Annotated in this window: 15 protein-coding genes; 5 read left to right on the forward strand and 10 right to left on the reverse strand. The window is 65.8% G+C overall.

The annotated features are described in order from the left end of the window. Positions 1-42: 42 nt before the first annotated feature. Entirely contained in the window at positions 43-399 is a 357-nt protein-coding gene (locus tag AWC08_RS10060; protein WP_069434357.1) for a type II toxin-antitoxin system HicB family antitoxin, read from the forward strand. Positions 400-415: 16 nt separating this feature from the next. Here AWC08_RS10060 and AWC08_RS10065 read toward each other — a convergent pair whose 3' ends face one another. Continuing rightward, positions 416-862 (reverse strand): hypothetical protein, encoded by a 447-nt coding sequence (locus AWC08_RS10065; protein ID WP_069434367.1) that lies wholly within the window; start codon positions 860-862, stop codon positions 416-418. Positions 863-956: 94 nt separating this feature from the next. After that, complete coding sequence (locus tag AWC08_RS10070; RefSeq protein ID WP_069434366.1) at positions 957-4,001, reverse strand: serine/threonine-protein kinase; 3,045 nt, start codon at positions 3,999-4,001, stop codon at positions 957-959. Between the two features lie 96 nt (positions 4,002-4,097). On the opposite strand from AWC08_RS10070, the gene AWC08_RS10075 reads away from it, so the two are divergent. Further along, a complete protein-coding gene (locus tag AWC08_RS10075) occupies positions 4,098-4,940 on the forward strand; it encodes an arylamine N-acetyltransferase family protein (protein ID WP_069434356.1) in 843 nt (280 codons plus the stop codon). On the opposite strand, the gene AWC08_RS10080 is transcribed toward AWC08_RS10075, so the two are convergent. The 5 genes from AWC08_RS10080 to fadD3 are packed head-to-tail and all read right to left on the reverse strand — an operon-like array spanning position 4,905 to position 10,626. Further along, positions 4,905-6,071, reverse strand: coding sequence for a pyridoxal phosphate-dependent aminotransferase (locus tag AWC08_RS10080; protein WP_142283502.1), 1,167 nt, complete (start codon positions 6,069-6,071; stop codon positions 4,905-4,907). The genes AWC08_RS10075 and AWC08_RS10080 overlap by 36 nt on opposite strands. Next, entirely contained in the window at positions 6,068-7,024 is a 957-nt protein-coding gene (gene ipdE2 / locus AWC08_RS10085) for an acyl-CoA dehydrogenase IpdE2 (RefSeq protein ID WP_069434355.1), read from the reverse strand. Before ipdE2 ends, AWC08_RS10080 begins: the two co-directional genes overlap by 4 nt. Then, positions 7,021-7,959: an acyl-CoA dehydrogenase family protein gene (locus AWC08_RS10090; protein WP_085087741.1), complete on the reverse strand. Its 939-nt coding sequence runs from the start codon at positions 7,957-7,959 to the stop codon at positions 7,021-7,023. The genes ipdE2 and AWC08_RS10090 overlap by 4 nt, the downstream gene beginning before the upstream one ends. Before the next feature lie 8 nt (positions 7,960-7,967). Then, complete coding sequence (locus AWC08_RS10095) at positions 7,968-9,104, reverse strand: acyl-CoA dehydrogenase family protein (RefSeq protein WP_069434600.1); 1,137 nt, start codon at positions 9,102-9,104, stop codon at positions 7,968-7,970. Between the two features lies 1 nt (position 9,105). After that, positions 9,106-10,626: a 3-((3aS,4S,7aS)-7a-methyl-1,5-dioxo-octahydro-1H-inden-4-yl)propanoate--CoA ligase FadD3 gene (gene fadD3 / locus AWC08_RS10100; protein WP_065132103.1), complete on the reverse strand. Its 1,521-nt coding sequence runs from the start codon at positions 10,624-10,626 to the stop codon at positions 9,106-9,108. A 114-nt stretch (positions 10,627-10,740) separates the two neighbouring features. Here fadD3 and ipdE1 point away from each other — a divergent pair, with 114 nt between their 5' ends. The 3 genes from ipdE1 (at position 10,741) to AWC08_RS10115 (ending at position 13,971) form a co-directional block, all read left to right on the forward strand. Beyond that, entirely contained in the window at positions 10,741-11,889 is a 1,149-nt protein-coding gene (gene ipdE1 / locus AWC08_RS10105; RefSeq protein ID WP_065132104.1) for an acyl-CoA dehydrogenase IpdE1, read from the forward strand. After that, entirely contained in the window at positions 11,886-12,674 is a 789-nt protein-coding gene (ipdF, locus tag AWC08_RS10110; protein WP_065132105.1) for a (5R,7aS)-5-hydroxy-7a-methyl-1-oxo-2,3,5,6,7,7a-hexahydro-1H-indene-carboxyl-CoA reductase, read from the forward strand. The genes ipdE1 and ipdF overlap by 4 nt, the downstream gene beginning before the upstream one ends. Positions 12,675-12,813: 139 nt before the next feature. Then, positions 12,814-13,971, forward strand: coding sequence for a DUF4878 domain-containing protein (locus tag AWC08_RS10115; protein ID WP_065132106.1), 1,158 nt, complete (start codon positions 12,814-12,816; stop codon positions 13,969-13,971). Positions 13,972-14,066: 95 nt separating this feature from the next. On the opposite strand, the gene AWC08_RS10120 is transcribed toward AWC08_RS10115, so the two are convergent. From AWC08_RS10120 to AWC08_RS10130, 3 genes are all read right to left on the reverse strand, one after another. After that, a complete protein-coding gene (locus AWC08_RS10120) occupies positions 14,067-15,683 on the reverse strand; it encodes a PPE family protein (RefSeq protein WP_372511534.1) in 1,617 nt (538 codons plus the stop codon). A 182-nt stretch (positions 15,684-15,865) separates the two neighbouring features. Beyond that, positions 15,866-17,581 carry a PPE family protein gene (locus AWC08_RS10125; RefSeq protein WP_069434601.1) on the reverse strand — a complete coding sequence of 572 codons (1,716 nt, stop codon included), beginning with the start codon at positions 17,579-17,581 and terminating at the stop codon, positions 15,866-15,868. 486 nt (positions 17,582-18,067) lie between these two features. Beyond that, the gene (locus tag AWC08_RS10130; RefSeq protein WP_065132107.1) at positions 18,068-19,750 is read right to left on the reverse strand and encodes a PPE family protein; all 1,683 of its coding nucleotides are present in this window, start codon (positions 19,748-19,750) and stop codon (positions 18,068-18,070) included. Positions 19,751-20,073: the final 323 nt, after the last annotated feature.

Below are 20,073 nucleotides of genomic sequence, written 5' to 3' on the forward strand. Positions count from 1 at the left end.
AGTGACTGGTGACTCCGGCGATCGCGTGCTACCCAGTTCGGCGTGAACCGCTACACGTTCCGCGTCGAATGGTGTCCGGAATACCATGAATACCTGGCCAAGTGCCTCGAGCTCCCGTTTCTGACCGAGCGAGCGCCGATGGCTCAACAGGCCGTCGCACTGGTGACCCAGGCGGTCGAACAGCACCTTGAGACCTGCCGGGAGGAGGGGAGTGAGGCGCCGCCGCCGCTGACCGAGCGTGACTACAGCGGCACCTTCGTCGTCCGGACGTCGCGGGCGTTACACACCCGGCTCGCCATCGAAGCCACCGAACAAGGCGTCTCGATGAATCAGTGGGTGGTACAACAGCTTTCGGGCCGTCAGTCGAAGAACAGCTTCGGTGAGCTCTTCTTCGACTGACGGCCCAGAGTCGCGGTCAGGTGCGTGCGCCGCGGTAGTGGTCGGTGTCGCCGTAGGAACCTTCGCGGGTGACGACCTCGTCTCGGGTCTGGGACTGTTCGGCGTTCTCGAGCCTGGTGTGGGGGTCGATGGTGTCGGCCCGCTTCCACTGCTCATCGAGCTGCTCTCGCGACGTCGCCGCCTCGCTCTGATGCGCCGCCGCCCGATCCTGCAGACGCTTGGCTTCGGCGGCCTTGGCCTCCGCCTCCGCCTGGGCGGCACGGGCCCGCGCGGCCGTCTCCTCGGCCAGCGCCTCGCGGCGCTCGACCCGGGCGGATTCCACTCTGGCCTGCTCGCGGATCTCCTCGGCCTGCTGGATCTGCCGACGTCGCTTGGCCTTCGACGACACGACGATCAGTGCGGCGATCACCGCTATGACGACTAGGGCGGCGATCACGATCAAGACGATATTGCCGGTACTCATGGTGAGCTCCATTGATAGACGGTTTGCTGCTGTGCGGTAGCCGTCTGGAGCGGATCCCCATATTCCACAAAAATAAAACAAGCGCGCGGTGGTGCTACATGAAGTCCAGTGCCTCGACGGTCGCAGTACCACCCTCGTGCGACGGCCGATTTGCACCACCGATCACGTAGATCGTGTGACCGACCGTCGCCACCGCCTCGCCGTGGCGCGCGGTCGGCATCGGCGGCAGCGTCGACCATTTGCCGTCGGCGATGTCATATGCCTCCACCACCGCCAGCACCTGCGTCGGCTCTTCGCCACCCACCGCCACCACCCGGCCGTCGATGAACGTGGCGCCGTAGCTTCCGCGTGGCGTCGGCATGTCGACCAACTTGGTCCAAGCATCCGCTTGGGGGTCGTAGCGCTCGAACGCCGCGGAATTCTTGTCGGCCGACAGGAACCGGCCGCCGACGGTGTACACGTAGGTGCCGTCGGAGACCGCCGCAAGGTGCTCGCGCGGGGTCGGCATGTTCGCCGCGTCCTTCCACGAGTTGCCGTCGAAGACCTCGGTCTGGGGCACCACTTGCTTGGCGTTCTGCCCACCGACGACCACGAGCTTGTCACCGACCACCGCGGCCGCCGGCGCGGCCCGCGGGTGGGTGAGGCTCGGCAACTCAACCCAGCTGCCGCCGCGCAACGCGAAGACCTTGTTGGAGGCGTCGGCGATGTTGTCGCTGGCGCCGCCGAGGACGACCACCTCGTTGCGGTACGTGGCCGCCGCCGCGTGGTGCAGCGGAGTGGGCAACGGTGGCCCGGTTTCCCAGACGCCGGTGCGCGGGTCATAGCTTTCGACCGTGCTCAGAACCGATCCGTTGTAGAGCCCGCTGATCAGCCAGATCTTGTCGCCCTGAACCGTCCAGGCCATCATCAGCCGTGGACTCTTCGCGTCCGGCAGGCTGCGCCACTGGGCGGCCGGCTGGGTCTTGCGGGCCGGCAGAGTCAGCGCTTCGGCCGATGAAATAACCTGCTGGTCGCCGGGCGCGCTGGCGCCGCCGATCGCGTACACGGTCTTCTCCACTGCCGCCATGGCCATCCCGTGCCGTGCAGTCGCCATGTCCGGCAACCCGTCCCAGGTTTTCGCCATCAGGTCGAACACGGACACGCTCTTGAGGACCTCACCGCCGGACAGACCGCCGGCCGCCACCAAACGGCCGTCGGCGATCGCCACACCGAGATCGCTGCGGGGCCTAGGCAACGGCGGCAACGTCGTCCAGGACTTTGCGTCCGGGTCGTAAGCCTCCACGGCGGCCGAATCGGTGCTTCCGCTGGCTCCGCCGACCGCGTACACCAACTTGCCATTGGTGGCCGCGGCGAGTAGCTGCCGTGGCGTGGGCAGCGGAGCGCCGAGCGACCACGAAGTGCCGTCGAAAATCTCGGTCGTATTCAGCAGCGCGCCACCGGCGTCGACGCCACCGGTGACGATGATCCGGTCGCCGACCACCGCCGCGGCCGCTGCAGCCCTGGGTTGCAGCAGATGTGGCAGCTCGACCCAATGGCTGTTGACCACCCGCCAAACCTGGTCCGTGGCAACAGGTTTGGCGCCAACGGTTTTCCAGCCGCCGAGCACCACCGGGTTGCCTTGCCAGGTCACCGCCATGGCGCGCTGAACCGGAACCGGAAGGTCGTCGCCGCCCTTCCATTCGTCGATGGCCGGGTCGTATCCCTCGTGCCGTCCGGTGACGTTGCCGTCGCTTCCGACACCGCCGAAGATCCAGATGGTGCCGTCGGACTGGGTTGTCGCCGCCGCGTCGCGCGCGATGCGCGCGTTGGTGATCGGTTTCCACACCACCGGCGACTGCGTCCGCGACTGGCTGCCGGCGCTGGTGCTCTTCTTGTCGTCGGGCATTGCGAGGAACACACCGCCGGCGACCAGCAGCAGGACCACCAAGATCGCCGCCCCGATCAGCAGAAGCTTCTTGTTCGGCGCCTTCGGCGCCTGGGCCCCCTGGGCCGGCGGCGTCGCCGGTGGCGGCGGAACATGCGCCTGCGTGTGGGTGCCGTGCACATTGCGCAGCATTCGCGCGGCTTCAGAAGGGTTTTCCGCGACAGCGGGCTCTGCTGCCGGCGGTGGGACCGAGCGGCTGATCGCGGAAGTGGGCCCTTCGTCCCGGCTCGATGGCGGTATCTGCCGCGTCACGCCGGTACCCGTGGGCGGACTCCCCGAGACGCCCGGTGCTGCGACCGACGTGCGCCCGGTGTTGTCGCCCACGCTGGTGATGGCCATCGCGTCGGGCTTCAACCCGCTGGCGCGCTGCGCGGCCTGCAACTCGCGACCGAACGCCTCCGCCGAAGCCGGCCGCTGCTCGGGGTCGACCGACATCGCATGCTCGATTGCCGAACACACCGCGTCGGGAATCCCGTCCGGCCGCATGTCCGGGATACCGGTGGAACTGATCCGCAGGTACTGCGCGATCAGGTCTTCGCCTTTGCGACGCTCATGCGCGGCATTGCCGGCGATCAGCGCGTAAATCGTGGCGCCCAGCGAGTAGATGTCCGCGGCCACCGTCGCCGGATTGCCGGTCATCACTTCCGGAGCGGTGTAGTCGATCGTGCCGGAGAAGAACCCGGTCGCCGTCTCGTACCCACCCTCGATGTGGGCGATGCCGAAATCGCTCAACTGCGGCTCACCGTAATCGTTGATGAGCACATTCGCCGGCTTGATATCCCGGTGCAAGGTGCCGTTGCGGTGAGCGGTTTCCAGTGCCCCGCAAAGCTTCACCCCGATGCGCAGCGCCTCAGGCCATGGGACCGGACCCTCGTGGCGCAGTCGAACCGCGAGGGAATCCGCGGCGTGATACGGCATCACAATGTAAGGGCGGTTGCTGACCGTCATCCCCACGCGCAGGATGTGCACGATGTTCGGATGCCCGGATAGCCCGCCCATCGCGTAGCCCTCACGCAGGAAGCGCTCGCGGCTCTCCTCGTCGAAGTGGGACGGCAAAACCTTGACCGCGACATTTCGCCCCAGCGCCGTCTCGTAGCAGCGATAGATCACACCCGCGCCGCCGCGGCCGACCTGCCGGGCATCCTCGAATCCGGCGGCGGTGAGTTCATCTGCGATGCCGCCTGTTACCGGCGTGCCGTCGGGCTCCTCGGGCATGTGCTGGCGCTTCCCCTCCGCAGCGATGGACATTTCGCGAGGTCAACAGTAGCGAACCTGACCCTGCGTAGTCGCGGTTCAGGCCAGAATGGCTACATGGCTTTGGATTTGAACGCGTACTTCGACCGCGTCGGATATGGGGGTGCCACCGATCCGACCCTGGAGGTGCTGCGGGCCCTGGTGACCGCCCACACCCGCACCATTCCGTTCGAGAACCTCGATCCTTTCCTGGGGGTGCCGGTCGACGATTTGAGCGTGGATGCGTTGACCGACAAGCTGGTTCGCCGGCGCCGTGGCGGTTACTGCTACGAGCAGAACGGCTTGATGGGCTATGTGTTGGCAGAGCTGGGTTTTCAGGTTCGACGGCTGGGCGGGCGCGTGGTGTGGATGAACCCGCCGGATGCGCCGGTTCCCGCTCAGACGCACACTCTGCTCGCCGTGAGCTTCCCCGGCTCCGACGGGCCCTACCTGGTTGACGTCGGCTTCGGCGGCCAGACGCCCACCTCGCCGTTACGGCTGGCGATCGGTGGGGTGCAACAGACGACGCACGAGCCGTTCCGGCTGGAAGATCGCCGCGACGGGTTGGTCTTGCAAGCCCAGGTTCGGGAACAGTGGCAGTCGCTGTATGAGTTCACCACGCAGACCCGGCCGCAGATTGATCTGACCGTTGGCAGTTGGTACGTGTCGACGCACCCGTCGTCGCATTTCGTGACCGGCCTGATGGTTGCCGCAGTCACCGACGACGCACGGATGAACCTGGCCGGCCGCACCCTGACCATCCACCGCGCCGATGGCACCGAGAAGATCTTGCTCGACGACGCGGCCACGGTGGTGGACGTCTTGGGCACCCGGTTCGGTATCGACGTGCCTGACCCCGGCGGCCTCGAAACCCGGCTGGACGCGCTACTGGCTCGGCAGCCAGGCGCCGATCCGGTGTAGCGCGGCTTCGATATCGCTCGTCGGACCGGCGAACGACAACCGGACGTAGGAGTTGCCCCGGGCCGGATCGAAATCGATGCCCGGGGCGATGGCCACGCCGGTTTCGCTCAGCAGCTTCGAGCAGAACGTCAACGAGTCGGTGGTGAAGTCCGAGACGTCGGCGTAGACGTAGAACGCGCCGTCGGTTGGCGCCAGCCGGTCGACGCCGATTCGGCGCAGGCCGTCCAGCAGCATCGAGCGGTTGACCGAATAGTGCTGCAGATTAGTCTCTGCCTCGGCTGTCGACTCGGGGCTGAACGCCGATACCGCGGCGATCTGTGACAGCACCGGCGGACAGATCGTGAAATTGCCGGTGAGGCAGTCCACCGCGCGGCGCAGCTCGGTGGGCACCACCAACCAGCCGAGCCGCCATCCGGTCATCGCGAAGTACTTGGAGAAGCTGTTGACGATCACCGCGTTTCGCGACGTATGCCACGCGCAGCTGGTCTGTGGCGCGCCGTCGTAGACCAGGCCGTGGTACACCTCGTCACTGATCAGCCGCACCTCGTTGTCGTCACACCAGCGCGCAATCGCCGCAAGCTCTTCGGGCGGTATGACGGTGCCGGTGGGATTGGCCGGGCTGGCCACGATGACGCCTTTGACCGGGGGATCGAGTTCAGCGAGCAGCTGCGCGGTGGGCTGGAACCGGGTCTGCGGCCCGCAGGGAATTTCCACCACCTCACATCCCAACGCTGACAGGATGTTTCGATAGCACGGGTAGCCGGGGCTGGCCATCGCCACCCGGTCGCCGACGTCGAAGCACGCCAGGAATGCGAGCAGGAAGCCGCCGGAGGAACCGGTGGTGACCACGACCGCATCGGGCTCCACCGAGATGCCGTGCTGGCGCTGATAATCCGCGGCGATCGCGGCCCGCAGCTCCGGAATGCCCAGCGCCACGGTATAGCCCAGCTGATTGAGATGCAGTGCCGCCGCGGCGGCGGCGCGTACCGGTTCCGGGGCACCGACGCTCGGCTGCCCGGCGGACAGATTGACCAGATCACCGTGGGTGCGCTGACGCTCGGCCGCCGCCAGCCACACATCCATCACATAGAACGGTGGGATGCCGGCGCGCAGCGCGACATGCTGGTTCACGATGTCGAGAGTACTTCGGATTCCAGTCGGTCCAGTAGCTCTCGGGGCGAATCGAACAGCTGTGTACTGCCATGTGCCCGTTTGAAATACAGATGCATGTCGTGTTCCCAGGTGATCGCGATGCCGCCGTGCAGTTGGATGCCCTCGGCCGCAACGGTGTTGAACGCTTCAGTCGCCGCCAGTCGCGCGGTGGCGGCGCTGGTCGGCGACGGTGCGGTGCAGGCGTCGTTGACGACGGCACGAGCCGCGGAGACCGCGACATACAGGTCGGCCATCCGATGCTTGAGCGCCTGGAAACTTCCGATGGGGCGACCGAACTGGATCCGGCTCTTCGTGTACTCGACGGTGAGATCAAGGCAGCGCTCCGCGGCGCCGATCTGCTCGGCGGCCAACAGAATCGCCGCGAAGTCGGCCAGACCCGGGTCCGCGCCCAGCGGCTTGGTTTCCTCGGGCCGCAGCCGAGCAAGCTTGCGGGTGGGATCCATGGTGGTGAGGGGCTGCGCGCTGAACTTCGTCCACCGGGCGAGCTGACCGTCGGTGGCGGCGACCACGACGTCGGCGACGTCGCCGTTGACCACGTAATCCGGGTCCAGCACCAACGCGCCGATGGAGTCGCCTTCGGCGAGCGCGGCCAGGGTGTCGGTGTCGGGTTCACCGCCGGCGAGCAACGCCAGCTCGGCCAGCGTGGTGCCCAGCAGCGGGGAGGGCACCAGCGCGCGGCCGAGTTCCTGCAAAACGGTTGCGGCATCGGCCAGTTCGCCGCCGGCCCCGCCCATCTGCTCCGGGACGACCAGGGCCGCCGCGCCTACCTGCTCGCACAACAGCCGCCACAGCGACTCGTCGTAGCCGCGCTCGGATTCGAAGGCGGCGCGCACCGCCGCCGGGCCCGCGTGCTTGGCGACCAGAGCCGCGACGGTTTCCCGCAGCATCTCCCGTTCATCTGATGTAGTCATGACAGCGCCTCCAGCACTCGGCGTCGGTGCGATTCCGGTGTGCCCCAGGCGGACCGCAGCGCCTGCACCCGCAGCAGCAGCAGCGACAGATCGTGCTCCTGGGTGAAGCCGATGGCGCCGTGGGTCTGCAGGGCCGAGCGCGCCGCGAGCAGCCCCGCCTCGCCGGCGGCGACCTTGGCGGCGCTGACGTCGCGCGGTTCCAGCGTCACCGCCGCGCCGTACACCAGCGGCCGGGCCAGTTCTATCGCGATGTGGACGTCGGCGAGCTTGTGCTTGATCGCCTGATACGAGCCGATCACCCGGCCGAACTGGGTCCGCTGTTTGGCGTAATCGACGCTGCCGGCCAGCAGCGCCTCGGCCGCACCAATCAACTGCGCCGCTGTGGCCAATGTGCCGAACCGGTAGGCCTTTTCGGTATCGGCCGACCAGGCGTCCCCTGTCGGGGTGACGTCGTACAGGCCGCGGCTGGGGTCCACCGAGTCGTGCCGGTCACCCCGTGTGCCCGCGGTGACACTGCCCTGTCCGGCCCGCAGCACCAGTCCGGCGGTGTCGGCGTCGACAGCGCGCGGAGCATCGGGGGGTAGCGCGACGGTGACGATCAGCTCACCGGCGGCCAGACCCGCGCTTCGCTCGTCCTCGGCCAGCAGAATTGGTGCCACGGCGATGGATTCGCTGACCGGTCCGGGCACGCACCAGTGCCCGAGGCGTTCCATCGCGACCACCAGATCCACCGGCGAGGCATCAATGCCGTCGTAGCGCTCCGGCACGATCAGCGCGGTGATGCCAAGGTTGGCCAGCTGCTCCCACACTTTGAGCCCGGGCGCGGTGTCACCGGCGGACCAGGCGCGCACGGCGGCCGGTAGATCCGCGGCTGCCAAGGCGGCGTCGATACTGGCAGCGAAGTCGCGCTGCTGTGCGTCCAGTGCGAAGTCCATCAGCGTTTCTACCCCTTCTTCTCTCGAGGCAGGCCGAGCAGTCGTTCGGAGATGATGTTGCGCTGAATCTCGTTGGTGCCGGCATAGATCGGGCCGCCGAGCGCAAACAGCAGGCCATCGGTCCAGGGACCCGCGAGTTCGCCGTCCGCGCCGCGGAGGTCGAGTGCGGTCTGGTGCAGCGCCACGTCCAAGTCAGACCAGAACACCTTGGTGACCGAGGATTCCGCACCCAGCTCGCCGCCGCTTGCCAGCCGGGTGACGGTCTCGAAGGTCTGCAGCCGATAGGCCTGCGCCTTGATCCAGCCGTCCGCTACGCGGTCGGCGAACTCTGGAGGTGAGCCGCTGTCCTTCCACAGCCGCACCAACCGATCGGCGGCGGCCAGGAATCGGCCCGGACTACGCAGCGACATGCCACGCTCATTGCTCGAGGTGCTCATGGCCGCCCGCCAGCCGTCGTTGGGGGTGCCGATGACGTCGTCATCGGGCACGAAGACGTCGTCGAGGAAGATTTCGCCGAAACCGGTGTCACCGCCGAGCTGGACGATCGGGCGCACGGTGACGCCCTGTGCTTTGAGGTCGAACATGAAGTAGGTGAGCCCGTTGTGGCGCTGGGCGGTGGGGTCAGAGCGGAACAATCCGAATCCCATGTCCGCGAACGGCGCCCGCGAACTCCAGATCTTCTGACCGTTGAGCAGCCAGCCACCGTCGGTCTTGGTGGCGGTGGATCGCAGCGATGCCAGGTCGCTACCGGACTCCGGCTCCGACCAGGCTTGCGCCCAGATCTGGTCACCGCTGGCCATTTTGAGCAGAATCCGGTCCAGCTGCTCTTCGGTGCCGTGCGCGAACAGGGTGGGCGCCAGCATCGAGGTGCCATTCGCGCTGGCCCGGCCGGGCGCACCGGCGCGGAAATACTCCTCTTCGTAGACCACCCAGTGCAGCAGCGGCGCGTCGCGCCCCCCGTACTTCTTGGGCCAGTTGATCACCGACAGGCCCGCGTCGAACAGCACCTTGTCCCAAACCCGATGCTGGGCAAAGCCTTCGGCATTGTCGTAGGACTTCGTCGGGATGGAGTCCCGGTGGGCCGCGAGGAACTCGCGCACCTCGTCCTGGAAGGCCAGCGTTTCTTCGTCGAGTATGAGATCCAATTCAGGCCAACTCTCGCAGTTGTGGTTTGACCACCTTGCCGCCGGCATTGCGCGGCAACGCGTCGACGAACCGCACCGAACGTGGTGCCTTGAAGTTCGCCAAATGCTCACGGGTGTAAGCGATTACCGATGCCTCGTCGAGGTCGGCGCCGGGCCGTGCCACGACGAAGGCCCGGCCCACTTCGCCCAGGCGCGGATCGGGCACGCCGATCACCGCGGCGTCGGCGATGCCGTCCATCCGGGCCAGCACCTGCTCGATTTCGGCGGGGTAGACGTTGAACCCGCCACAGATGTACATGTCTTTGAGCCGGTCGGTGATGCGCAGGTTGCCGGCATCGTCGACGACGCCGATGTCACCGGTGTGCAACCAACCCTCGGTGTCGATGGCAGCAGCCGTGGCCGCGGGATCGTCGAGATAGCCCAGCATGACGTTCGGCCCGCGCAGCAGCACTTCTCCCGCGTCGCCGATACGCAACTCGAAGTCGGCGAACGGGCGCCCGCAGGTGGTCGCCACGGTCACCGCGTCGTCGTCGGCCCGGCACATCGTGCCCATGCCGTTGGCCTCGGTGAGCCCGTAGGCGGTCAGCACGATGTCGATGTCGAGTTCGGACTGCATGCGCTCCACCAGCACCACGGGCACGGTGGCCGCGCCGGTGACTGCGAACCGCAGCGAGCTGAGGTCATAGTCACCACGGGCCGGGTGATCGAGCAGGGTCTGGTAGATCGTGGGCGGCCCGGGCAACACGGTGATGCGGTGTTGCTCGATGGCTTGCAGGGCACGCAGCGGGTCGAAGGTCAAATGCGGGATCAGCGTGGCGCCGGTCTGCAAGCAGGCCAGGATGCCGGCCTTGTAGCCGAAGTTGTGGAAGAACGGATTGATGCAGAGGTAGCGGTCGGCGCTGGTGATCTTGCCGTTGGCGGCCCAGGAGGCCGACGCGGCCAGTGACTGCCGGTGTGCGCACAGCACGCCTTTGCTGCGGCCGGTGGTGCCGGAGGTGAACAGGATGTCGCTGACATCGTCGGGGGAGACCGCGGCGGCGCGCGCTTCCACCGCGGCGAGGTCGGTCCCCCGGCCAATGAACGCGTCCCAGGTGCCGTCGTTTTCGTCGACCGGGATGCGCACGATGTGCCGCAGCGCGGGCAGTGCGTCGCGATCCAGATCCGCGGCCCGGTCGGCGCCGAGGAACTTTCCGGCTGCGAACAGCACCGGCGCCTCGGTGCGCGCGATGATGTCGGACGCCTCAGCCGCGGTGTAGCGCGTGTTCAGCGGCACCATCGCCGCGCCGGCGTGATGGATGGCCAGGCACGCCACCACCCAGTGCCAGGTGTTCGGCGACCAGATGGCCACCCGGTCCTTCGGCTGAACGCCGACCGCGATGAGCGCGGCCGCCGCCCGGTGCACCTCGTCGCGCAGGCCAGCGGCGGTGAAGACGCGGTCGTCGGTGATCAGCGCATCGTGGTTGGGCAGTTCGAGCGCGAAGCGATCCAGCGCCGCGGGAATGGTGCGGGGATCGCTGGACATGGCGGACGCTCCTCCTCAACCGGCCATAGCCAGGCTGGTGCTCGATTGCCCGGCTCCTCCTCAAGCCGTAGCCAGGCTAACAAAGCAAGTGCTTGGTAGGTTAGCCTACAGCTTATGCAGGACGTCGAAGAGTTCCGGGCCGAGGTCCGCCAGTGGCTCGCCGACAATCTGGTCGGCGAATTCGCGGCGCTGAAGGGTCTCGGTGGGCCTGGCCGAGAACACGAAGCCTTCGAAGAACGCCGGGCGTGGAACCAGCACCTGGCGAAGGCGGGCCTGACCTGTCTGGGCTGGCCGGTCGAGCACGGCGGCCGCGGCCTTTCGACCGCGCATCGCGTGGCGTTCTACGAGGAATACGCCCTCGCCGACGCCCCGGACAAGGTCAACCACTTCGGCGAGGAGTTGCTCGGGCCGACGCTGATCGCCTACGGAACCCCGGAGCAGCAGCAACGCTTCCTGCCCCGGATCCTCGACGTGACCGAGCTGTGGTGCCAGGGCTACTCCGAGCCCGGCGCCGGCAGTGACCTGGCCAACGTCTCGACCACCGCCGAACTGGACGGCGACCAGTGGGTGATCAACGGCCAGAAGGTGTGGACGTCGCTGGCGCATCTGTCCCAGTGGTGCTTCGTGGTCGCTCGCACCGAGAAGGGTTCCAAGCGGCACGCCGGGTTGTCGTATCTCCTTGTGCCGCTGGATCAGCCGGGTGTTCAGGTGCGGCCGATCATCCAGATCACCAGCACCGCCGAATTCAACGAGGTGTTCTTCGACGACGCCCGCACCGATGCGTCGATGGTGGTCGGCCAGCCCGGTGACGGGTGGCGGGTCGCCATGGGCACCCTCACGTTCGAGCGCGGCGTCTCGACGTTGGGTCAGCAGATCGTCTATGCCCGTGAACTTTCGAACCTGGCCGAGCTGGCCCAGCGCACGGGCGCGGCCGACGACCCGTTCGTCCGCGAGCGGTTGACCCGGGCATGGACCGGCTTGCGCGCCATGCGGTCCTACGCCTTGGCCACCATGGACGTAGAGCAACCCGGACAGGACAACGTGTCGAAGTTGTTGTGGGCCAATTGGCACCGTTCGCTCGGCGAGCTGGCCATGGACGTGATCGGCAAACCCGGGTTGGTGTTGGAAGACGGCGAATTCGACGAATGGCAGCGGCTGTACCTGTTCACCCGCGCCGACACCATCTATGGCGGATCCAACGAGATTCAGCGCAACATCATCGCCGAGCGGGTGCTCGGTCTGCCGCGGGAGGTTAAAGGGTGAGCTTGTCCGAAGTGCCGAAAGAGATTGCCGGACACGGTCTTCTGCATGGCAAGGTGGTCGTGGTGACCGCCGCCGCGGGCACCGGCATTGGCTCGGCCACGGCGCGCCGCGCCCTGGCCGAAGGCGCGGACGTGCTGGTCTCCGACCATCATGAACGCCGGCTTGGTGAAACCGCGTCGGAATTAACCGCTTTGGGCTTGGGTCGGGTAGAGCACGTGGTGTGCGACGTGACGTCGACCGCGCAGGTTGACGCGCTGATCTCGTCCTGTACGGCGCGGTTCGGCCGACTCGACGTGCTGGTCAACAACGCCGGGTTGGGAGGGCAGACGCCGGTGGCGGACATGACCGACGAGGAGTGGGACCGTGTGCTGGACGTATCGCTGACCTCGGTGTTCCGCGCCACCCGCGCGGCCCTGCGGTACTTCCGCGACGCGCCGCATGGAGGTGTGATCGTCAACAACGCCAGCGTGCTGGGCTGGCGGGCACAGCATTCGCAGTCTCACTATGCCGCCGCGAAGGCCGGCGTTATGGCGTTAACCCGTTGCAGCGCAATCGAAGCCGCGGAGTACGGAGTGCGGATCAACGCGGTGTCGCCCAGCCTCGCGCGGCACAAGTTCCTGGACAAGACGACCTCGGCCGAACTGCTGGATCGGTTGGAGGCGCAGGAGGCGTTCGGTCGCGCCGCCGAACCGTGGGAAGTGGCCGCCACGATCGCTTTCCTGGCCAGTGATTACTCGAGTTATCTGACCGGAGAAGTGATCTCGGTATCCAACCAGCATGCGTGAGCTGCGGGCCTGAAATTCCGCGCGGTTTTTACGTGCGGGCGCGTTTTAAGCTGGGAGCCAGCTGAAACGGCGGTTCATCGCGGCGCCGTCCACACCCGGGGGGGATTGATGCGCACTTTATTGCTGGTAGGAGTCGTTTGTGACCGATAGGCCGGATCAGTACCCGTGGGCACACCCGCCGAATCCCGCGGACGGCGCGACCCAGGTCGCCTGGCTGCCCACCCACCCTGCGCCGAACCCGCCCGGGTGGCCTGCGCAGCCGAATCAGGGTTTCCCGCCGGGCCAGCACGCGTGGCCGGCGGGGCCTCCGATGCCTGGTCAGTTCGGTCCGCCGGGTCCGCCCGGACGGCCGAACCGCAAGCCGCTCATCATCGCCCTGTGCGCCGTCGCGGCCGTGCTACTCGCGGTGGTGCTCGTGGTGTCTTTAGCGTCGACCGGCGACAGCGGATCGGGCAAGGCCGGCGATGCCGTCAAGGGGTACCTGGATGCGCTGGCGCGGGGAGACGCCGTCGCCGCGTTGAGTTACAGCAGCGATCAACCGGGATCCGACCAATTCCTGACCGACGAGATCCTCAAGAAGCAGATTGCGCGCTGGCCCATCAGCGCCGTCAGGATTCTCAGCGACGACTCGGAGCACAGTCTGGGTTTTGCCCGCGTGCACGTGCTGGCGAAGTTCGGCGACAACACCTCCGACGTCACGATGTCGGTGAAGAAGTCGGGGAAGTCCTGGAAGCTCGAACATGCCGCGACCAAGATCGAACCGCTCGGCACCGTGGAGAACGACGCACTGAAGACGTTGCTGTTCTTCGGCAGTCCCGTGGGCACCGCACCGGTATATGTATTTCCCGGCTACATCGACGCGTCGAGCAGCAATGCGAACCTCGCGGTCAAGCAGAAGAAACCGTATCTGCTCGACGGGCTCTCGGCGTCGGGCGGCTACTTCAATGACTTCGACTTCTCACTCAGCGACGCAGGACAGTCGGCGACGACGTCGGCGATCACAGCGGCTTTGTCGGCCTGCACGAAGTCCACACAGCTGGCGCCGCCCAACTGCCCTCAGCGGGCCCGGGATTCGGACGTCGTCGACGGCACCGTCGCCTGGGGACCGCCGGACACCAGCCAACTCAAGCTCAGCTTCTTCGATCCCTATCACCTGGAGGCGAGATACAGCGGCGACGTGCTGTTCCCGCTGACTGCCAGGACCAAATCGGGTGGTGACAAGACCGGCGTCGTCCGCAGCTTCATGAGCGTCAAATCCGACGTGTCGCAGGATCCGCCGCAAGTGTCGGTTCGCTGAGCTGTTCTCGGAGCCGAGGGTGAAGATGGGTCCGGAGATCCCGGATCCCCGAATGGTCAGACTCGAGTCGCCCGGAGGCGGCGAAGTCACCACCGTCAGCTCAGGTTGCGCAGCAGCGCGGTAATGCTGAAGAACCCGGGCAGGCCGCTGCCGGTGTTGAGTGCACCCGAGAGTGAGCCGCTGAAGCCGGGGAGGAAGCCGGCGTCGGGGACGCCGGTGTTGAAGAAGCCGGAAATCTGGCCGTTGGCCGCGGACCCACTGGCCTTGTTGAAGAAGCCCGACATACTGCCGTTGCCGGCGCCGGCGGGGACCGTGTTGTTGATGCCCGAGACGTTGACACCGGTGTTGTTGAGGCCCGAGCGTTGCAGACCGCTGTCGGTGGTGAATCCCGAGCCGCTGTTGGCGGTGCCGGAATTCCAGAAGCCGGTGTTCGTGTTGCCCGAATTTCCGTCGAACGTGTTGAAGTCTCCTGAGTTGTCCATGCCGGTATTCAGGCTGCCGGCGTTGCCGAAACCGGTGTTCAGGCTGCCCGAGTTCCCGATACCGGTGTTGAGCAGGCCGGTGTTGCCGACGCCGAAGTTCCCGGTGCCGGAGCTGGCGAAGCCGATGTTGGCGTTTCCTGAGTTCCCTATGCCGAGGCCTTGGATCTTGCCTAGGTCGGCTGGTACGGGGTTGGCGCCGGAATTGAAGAAGCCCACGTTGCCGTCGCCCGAGTTGAAGAAGCCGATGTTGCCGGTGCCGGAGTTTCCGAAGCCGATGTTGTTGGTGCCGGAATTCAGGCCGGCGAAGTGGAATTGGGCGGTTTTCGCGTCGTAGTACGCGTTGCCGAGGCCGATCAAGTTACTACCCTGCAGGCCGAAGCCGATGTTGTTGTTGCCGGTGTTGCCGGCGCCCTGGTTGCCGTTTCCGTTGTTGCCGAGTCCAATGTTGTTGTTCCCGGTGTTGCCCAGGCCGAGGTTGTTGCCGGTGTTGGGGCCGCCGCTGGTGTTGCCGAGGCCGATGTTTCCGACGCCGAGGTTGCCGAGGCCGAAGTTGCCGCTGCCGATGTTGCCGCTGCCGATGTTGGCGTTGCCGAGGTTGCCGCCGCCCACGTTGGCGCTGCCGCGGTTGCCGTTGCCGAGGTTGCCGCTGCCGGTGTTGCCGCTGCCGATGTTAGACGCGCCTTTATTGCCGACGCCGATGTTGGGCAGTCCCTGCAGGCCGGCCGCCCACGGTGTGAGTTGCGCGGCTGCCGCGGATGCGGCGGCGTGGTAGCTGGTCAGGGCGCTGACGTCGGCTGCCCAGAACTCTTCGTAGAGGCTTTCGGCCGCGGCGATTGCGGGGGCGTTGAGGCCGAGGAAGTTGCTGCGGACCAGTTGTACGAAGGCTTGGTGGTTGGCCGTGATCACCTGCGGGTGAATGGTGGCGGCCTTGGCCGCTTCGAAGGCGGCGGCCACGGCCTTGGCTTGGCCCGAGGTTGCGTGGGCTCGGGCGGCTGCTTCGGCGAGTAACTTGCGGTAGGAAGCCGCGGCCAAGAGCATCGCTTCGGCGGCCGGGCCCTGCCAGGCCTGGCCGGCCAGATTCGAGGTGACCGAGGCGAAAGAATCAGCCGATGATGCCAACTCGTCGGCGAGTGCGGACCAGGCCACGGAGGCCTCGAGCATGGGCGCCGGACCCGCACCCAGAAACATCCTCAAGGAGTTGATCTCCGGCGGGAGCACTGCGAAATTCACGACGATGACCTCCGATGGCTCAGTCGCCCGTAACTACGAAGAACCCGAGGCCCGGACGATAGATGAAACCGGTTCTTATCTGGGGCCTTCGAGCAATATCCAGGAAGTCGACCGCTGACGGAAAATGCTCGCCAAGGCTCCGGCCCCGGCGAGCATTCTCAGTCGCTCGGTCTTCGGTAATGTCAGAGGTTCTTCAGCAGCTGAGTGATGCTGAAGAGGCCCGCCACCCCGGTACCGCGGTTGAGGAAGCCGGAGTTGAATCCGCTGACAACGCCGCTGACCGGGAATAGGGGTGCTAGGGCGCCAGTGACCCCGGTATTGAAGAACCCGGAAATTCGGCCGTCGTTCCCAGTGCCACCGCTGGCTGTGTTGAATAAGCCGGACATGTTCCCGTTGGTAACTCCACCGGAGGCGGTGTTGAAGAAGCCGGAGCTTCCGAAGTTGCCGGTATTCCCGAACCCGGAGTGTGTGGCGGTGCTATCGGTAGTGGCCCCGAAGCCGGTGTTGAGGTTGCCGGAATTCCAGAAACCGGTGTTGGTGTTGCCGGAGTTGCCGTCGAAGGTATTAGTGCTGCCGGAGTTGTTCCAGCCGGTGTTTAAGCTACCCGAGTTGCCGAAGCCAGTATTGAAGCTGCCCGCATTGCCAATACCGGTGTTCAGTTGGCCGACGTTCCCAATGCCGAAGTCTCCCGTGCCGGTATTACCGATGCCGATGTTCCCGAAGCCGGAGTTGCCGATGCCAATGCCTTGGATGTTGCCAAATTCGGGATCGGCAGGTGCGTGGAAGCCTGAGTTGAAGATGCCGACGTTGCCGTCACCGGAGTTGAAGAAGCCGATGTTACCGGTGCCGGAGTTCCCGAAGCCGATGTTGCCGTTGGCAAATGGGTTGTCGAAGTGGAACGCGCCGGTCGCCGAGTCGTAGTAGGCGCCGCCGACACCGACCAGTTTGTTGCCGGTGAGCCCGAACCCGACGTTGCCGTTGCCGGTGTTGCCGGCACCTACATTTAGGTCGCCGTGGTTTCCGAGACCGAAGTTGCCGTTACCGAAGTTGCCCAGACCGAAATTGGCGCCGGGATTGGAGCTGGTGGCGGGGTTGCCGCGATTGCCCATGCCGATGTTGTCGTTACCGAGGTTGCCGAAGCCCCAGTTGCCTCTACCCGTGCCACCGACGCCGAAGCCTCTGTTCCCGCTGCCGATGTTGTTGTTGCCGGTGTTTCCGCCGCCAACGTTGCTGTCACCCGTGTTGCCGTTGCCGAAGTTGTTGTTGCCCGTGTTCCCGTTGCCGAAGTTCAGGCCGCCGTCCTTGTTGCCGATGCCGAAGTTCGGGTCTCCTGGGGCGGCCGGAGCGACACCGCCGGCGCCGCCCAAGAGCTGTCCGATGCCTGGCAGGCTTTTCAGGGTCTGCTGCCAGGATGACAGCTGCGCGGCCACCGCTGACGCTCCGCCGTGGTAACCGACCATCGCGGCGACGTCGGTGGCCCAGAATTCCTCGTAGGCGGCCTCCGCCGCGGCGATGAACGGCGCGTTGAACCCGAAGAAGTTGGTGCGGACGGCCTGCACCATGGCTCGTCGGTTGGCCGAGATCACCTCGGGGTGAACCATCGCGGACTTGCACGCCTCGAACACCTCGGCCACCGCCTTGGCGCCGGTGGAGGCGGTCAGTGCGCGCGTGGAGGCGGCCCGCAGGAACGCGCGGTAAGGGGCCGCCGCTTCGGTCATGGCTGCCGCCGCAGGGCCTTGCCAAGCCTGACTGGTCAGGCCTGTAGTCACCGCGCCGAAGGAGTCCGCCGCTGATCCCAGCTCGTCGGCCAGGCTCGACCACGCCGCCGCGGCTTGCAGCATGGGTGCCGACCCAGCACCGCACATCATTCGCAGCGAATTGACCTCTGGTGGAAGCATGAAAAAGTTCACAGCATTGACCTCCGTTAACCCCTCGCCCGTGAGGGAGCAAACCCGACCCGAGAGACAATACGACTTCACTGTTGTATGTGTTTGGTTTTGCCAAGAATTAGACAAATATGATCACAGCCGACATCCGAAAGCCGAAAACACGAAGGCCGAAGACCGCTTTTACAACTATCGGTTAACTTCGCCGATTGATGACTATCCGGTCACGTCCTTCAGCAGTTTGATGCGGCTAGATCCCGACGCTAACGCAGCGAGTCATTTCGATACATCGGAGCCGACGCCCAGCCAATCTGGCTGAGGCGCTTTCGTGGCCCTGAAATGAAGAATCGGTAATGGTGCTGCGCGAGTTGCCTTGGATGTGTTGAGGCTTCCGGCGTTATCCGCAGCGGTATCGCTTACTGCCCGACGTCGACAGGTTGGTCAAATTGCCGCAGCAATCCTGCCGGCGCCTGCACTGCCTGCTTAACGACCGTCAGCTCAGGTCAGGTTTTTTAAAAGCGACACAATGTTGAAGATGCCCGGCACTTGCGTGCCCATGTTAAGCAAGCCCGAGATTTGCCCGGCAAACAGGTTGCCGGTGGTGCCCGGCGCTCCTGTGTTGAAGAAGCCGGAAATCTGGCCGTTGGTACCGAACACCGGGCTTGCCCCGCTGGCAGTGTTGAAGAAGCCGGACATCGCGCCGTTGCCCGCCGCGCCCGAAGCGGTGTTGAAGAAGCCCGAACTTCCCACGTTGCCCGTGTTGCCAACACCTGAGTGAGTGGCGCCGCTGTTTGTGGTGAAACCGCTGCCCGAGTTCGTGTTCCCGGAATTGAAGAAGCCCGTGTTGGTGCTACCCGAATTGCCGTCGAAGGTATTGAAACTGCCCGAGTTATCCATTCCTGTGTTAAGGAGCCCTGAGTTGGCCAAGCCGGTGTTCAGGACACCCGTGTTCCCGAGGCCGGTGTTCAAGAAGCCGGAGTTGCCCAAGCCGAAGTTCCCCTGGCCAGTGTTTCCGATGCCGATGCTGCCGAATCCGGAGTTGCCAATGCCGACGCCTTGTATCTGGCCCAGGTTGGCAGGATTGGGATTGGCGCCGGAGTTGAAGAAGCCGACATTCCCGTCGCCCGAGTTGAAGAACCCGATGTTGCCAGTGCCCGAGTTGAACAACCCGATGTTGCCGTTGCCCGAGTTCAGACCGAAAGTGAATTGACCGGTCGCAGTGTTGTAGTAGGTGCCGCCGACACCGACCAAGTTGTTCCCGGTGAGGCCGAACCCGATGTTGTTGTTGCCGGTGTTTCCGCCGCCTTGATTGCCGATGCCGGTATTACCTATACCGACGTTGTTGCTGCCGACGTTGCCCAGACCGATGTTCCCGGGGCCGCTGGCAGAGTTGTTGACGTTTCCGAGCCCAAAGTTTCCGTTGCCGGCATTCCCGAAGCCACGGTTGTTGTTGCCGGAGTTGCCGCTGCCGATGTTGTTGTTGCCGGTATTGCCGCCGCCGAAGTTGCCGCTGCCGGTGTTCCCGTTGCCGATGTTGCCGGCACCGGTCCCGCTGTTGTTGCCGTTGCCGATGTTGCCGCCACCCTTGTTGCCGATGCCGAGGTTGGGGTCACCGGGGGCGGCCGGGGCGGCGCCCTTCACTCCGCCGAAGAGCTGGCCGATTCCGGGCAGGCCCTGCAGTGTCTGCTGCCAGGACGACAGTTGGGCGGCAACTGCCGAGGCTCCGCCGTGGTAGCCGAACATCGCGGCCACGTCGGTGGCCCAGAATTCCTCGTAGGCAGCCTCGGCGGCGGCGATGAAGGGCGCGTTGAAACCAAAAAAGTTGGTGCGCACCGCCTGCACCATCGCTCGCCGGTTGGCCGCGATCACCTCGGGGTGAACGACGGCGGATTTGGCCGACTCGAACACCTCAGCAACCGTCTTCGCCCCGACGGAGGCGGTCAGCGCCTGGGTGGAGGCGGCTTGCAGGAACGCGCGGTAGGGGGCGGCCGCTTCCGTCATGGCCGCCGCCGCCGGACCCTGCCAGGCCTGACTGGTCAGCCCTGTGGTCACCGCGCCGAAGCAGTCCGCCGCTGACCCGAGTTCTTCGGCCAGGCCCGACCAGGCCGCTGCGGCCTGGAGCATGGGCGCGGACCCAGCGCCGCACATCATCCGCAACGAGTTGACTTCTGGTGGAAGCATAGAAAAGTTCACAGCGCTGACCTCCGTTAACCCCGCCGCCCGTGAAGAGCCGACCCGACGCGAGAGACGATACGACTTCGCTGTTGAACATGTGTCGTTTTGCTCAAAGATTTCGAGCATGCTGCTGGTTAGTGAACTTTCCGGGGCGTGCGGCGGCCGCTATGCAGTTGCTGAGAGTGCTCAACCACGGTGGGCGACGGGCCGGAGCACGAAGTGCTCGGGCCATCCGAGACGGCCCACGGCCGGCGGGGGCGGGGCTTAGTGACGGCTTCCAGTGCGCGCCGTCCCCTACTGGGTCAAAGACCGCCGACCCTTGAAGAACC

This window comes from Mycobacterium gordonae, from assembly GCF_002101675.1.
Taxonomy (GTDB): domain Bacteria; phylum Actinomycetota; class Actinomycetes; order Mycobacteriales; family Mycobacteriaceae; genus Mycobacterium; species Mycobacterium gordonae.

What these genes read in the sequence shown, in the direction of transcription:
- AWC08_RS10065 (WP_069434367.1), bottom strand. Translation starts at nt 862, where the DNA reads ATGAGTACCGGCAATATCGTCTTGATCGTGATCGCCGCCCTAGTCGTC.
- AWC08_RS10070 (WP_069434366.1), bottom strand. Translation starts at nt 4,001, where the DNA reads ATGCCCGAGGAGCCCGACGGCACGCCGGTAACAGGCGGCATCGCAGAT.
- AWC08_RS10075 (WP_069434356.1), top strand. Translation starts at nt 4,098, where the DNA reads ATGGCTTTGGATTTGAACGCGTACTTCGACCGCGTCGGATATGGGGGT.
- ipdE2 (WP_069434355.1), bottom strand. Translation starts at nt 7,024, where the DNA reads ATGACTACATCAGATGAACGGGAGATGCTGCGGGAAACCGTCGCGGCT.
- AWC08_RS10090 (WP_085087741.1), bottom strand. Translation starts at nt 7,959, where the DNA reads ATGGACTTCGCACTGGACGCACAGCAGCGCGACTTCGCTGCCAGTATC.
- fadD3 (WP_065132103.1), bottom strand. Translation starts at nt 10,626, where the DNA reads ATGTCCAGCGATCCCCGCACCATTCCCGCGGCGCTGGATCGCTTCGCG.
- ipdE1 (WP_065132104.1), top strand. Translation starts at nt 10,741, where the DNA reads ATGCAGGACGTCGAAGAGTTCCGGGCCGAGGTCCGCCAGTGGCTCGCC.
- AWC08_RS10125 (WP_069434601.1), bottom strand. Translation starts at nt 17,581, where the DNA reads ATGCTTCCACCAGAGGTCAATTCGCTGCGAATGATGTGCGGTGCTGGG.
- AWC08_RS10130 (WP_065132107.1), bottom strand. Translation starts at nt 19,750, where the DNA reads ATGCTTCCACCAGAAGTCAACTCGTTGCGGATGATGTGCGGCGCTGGG.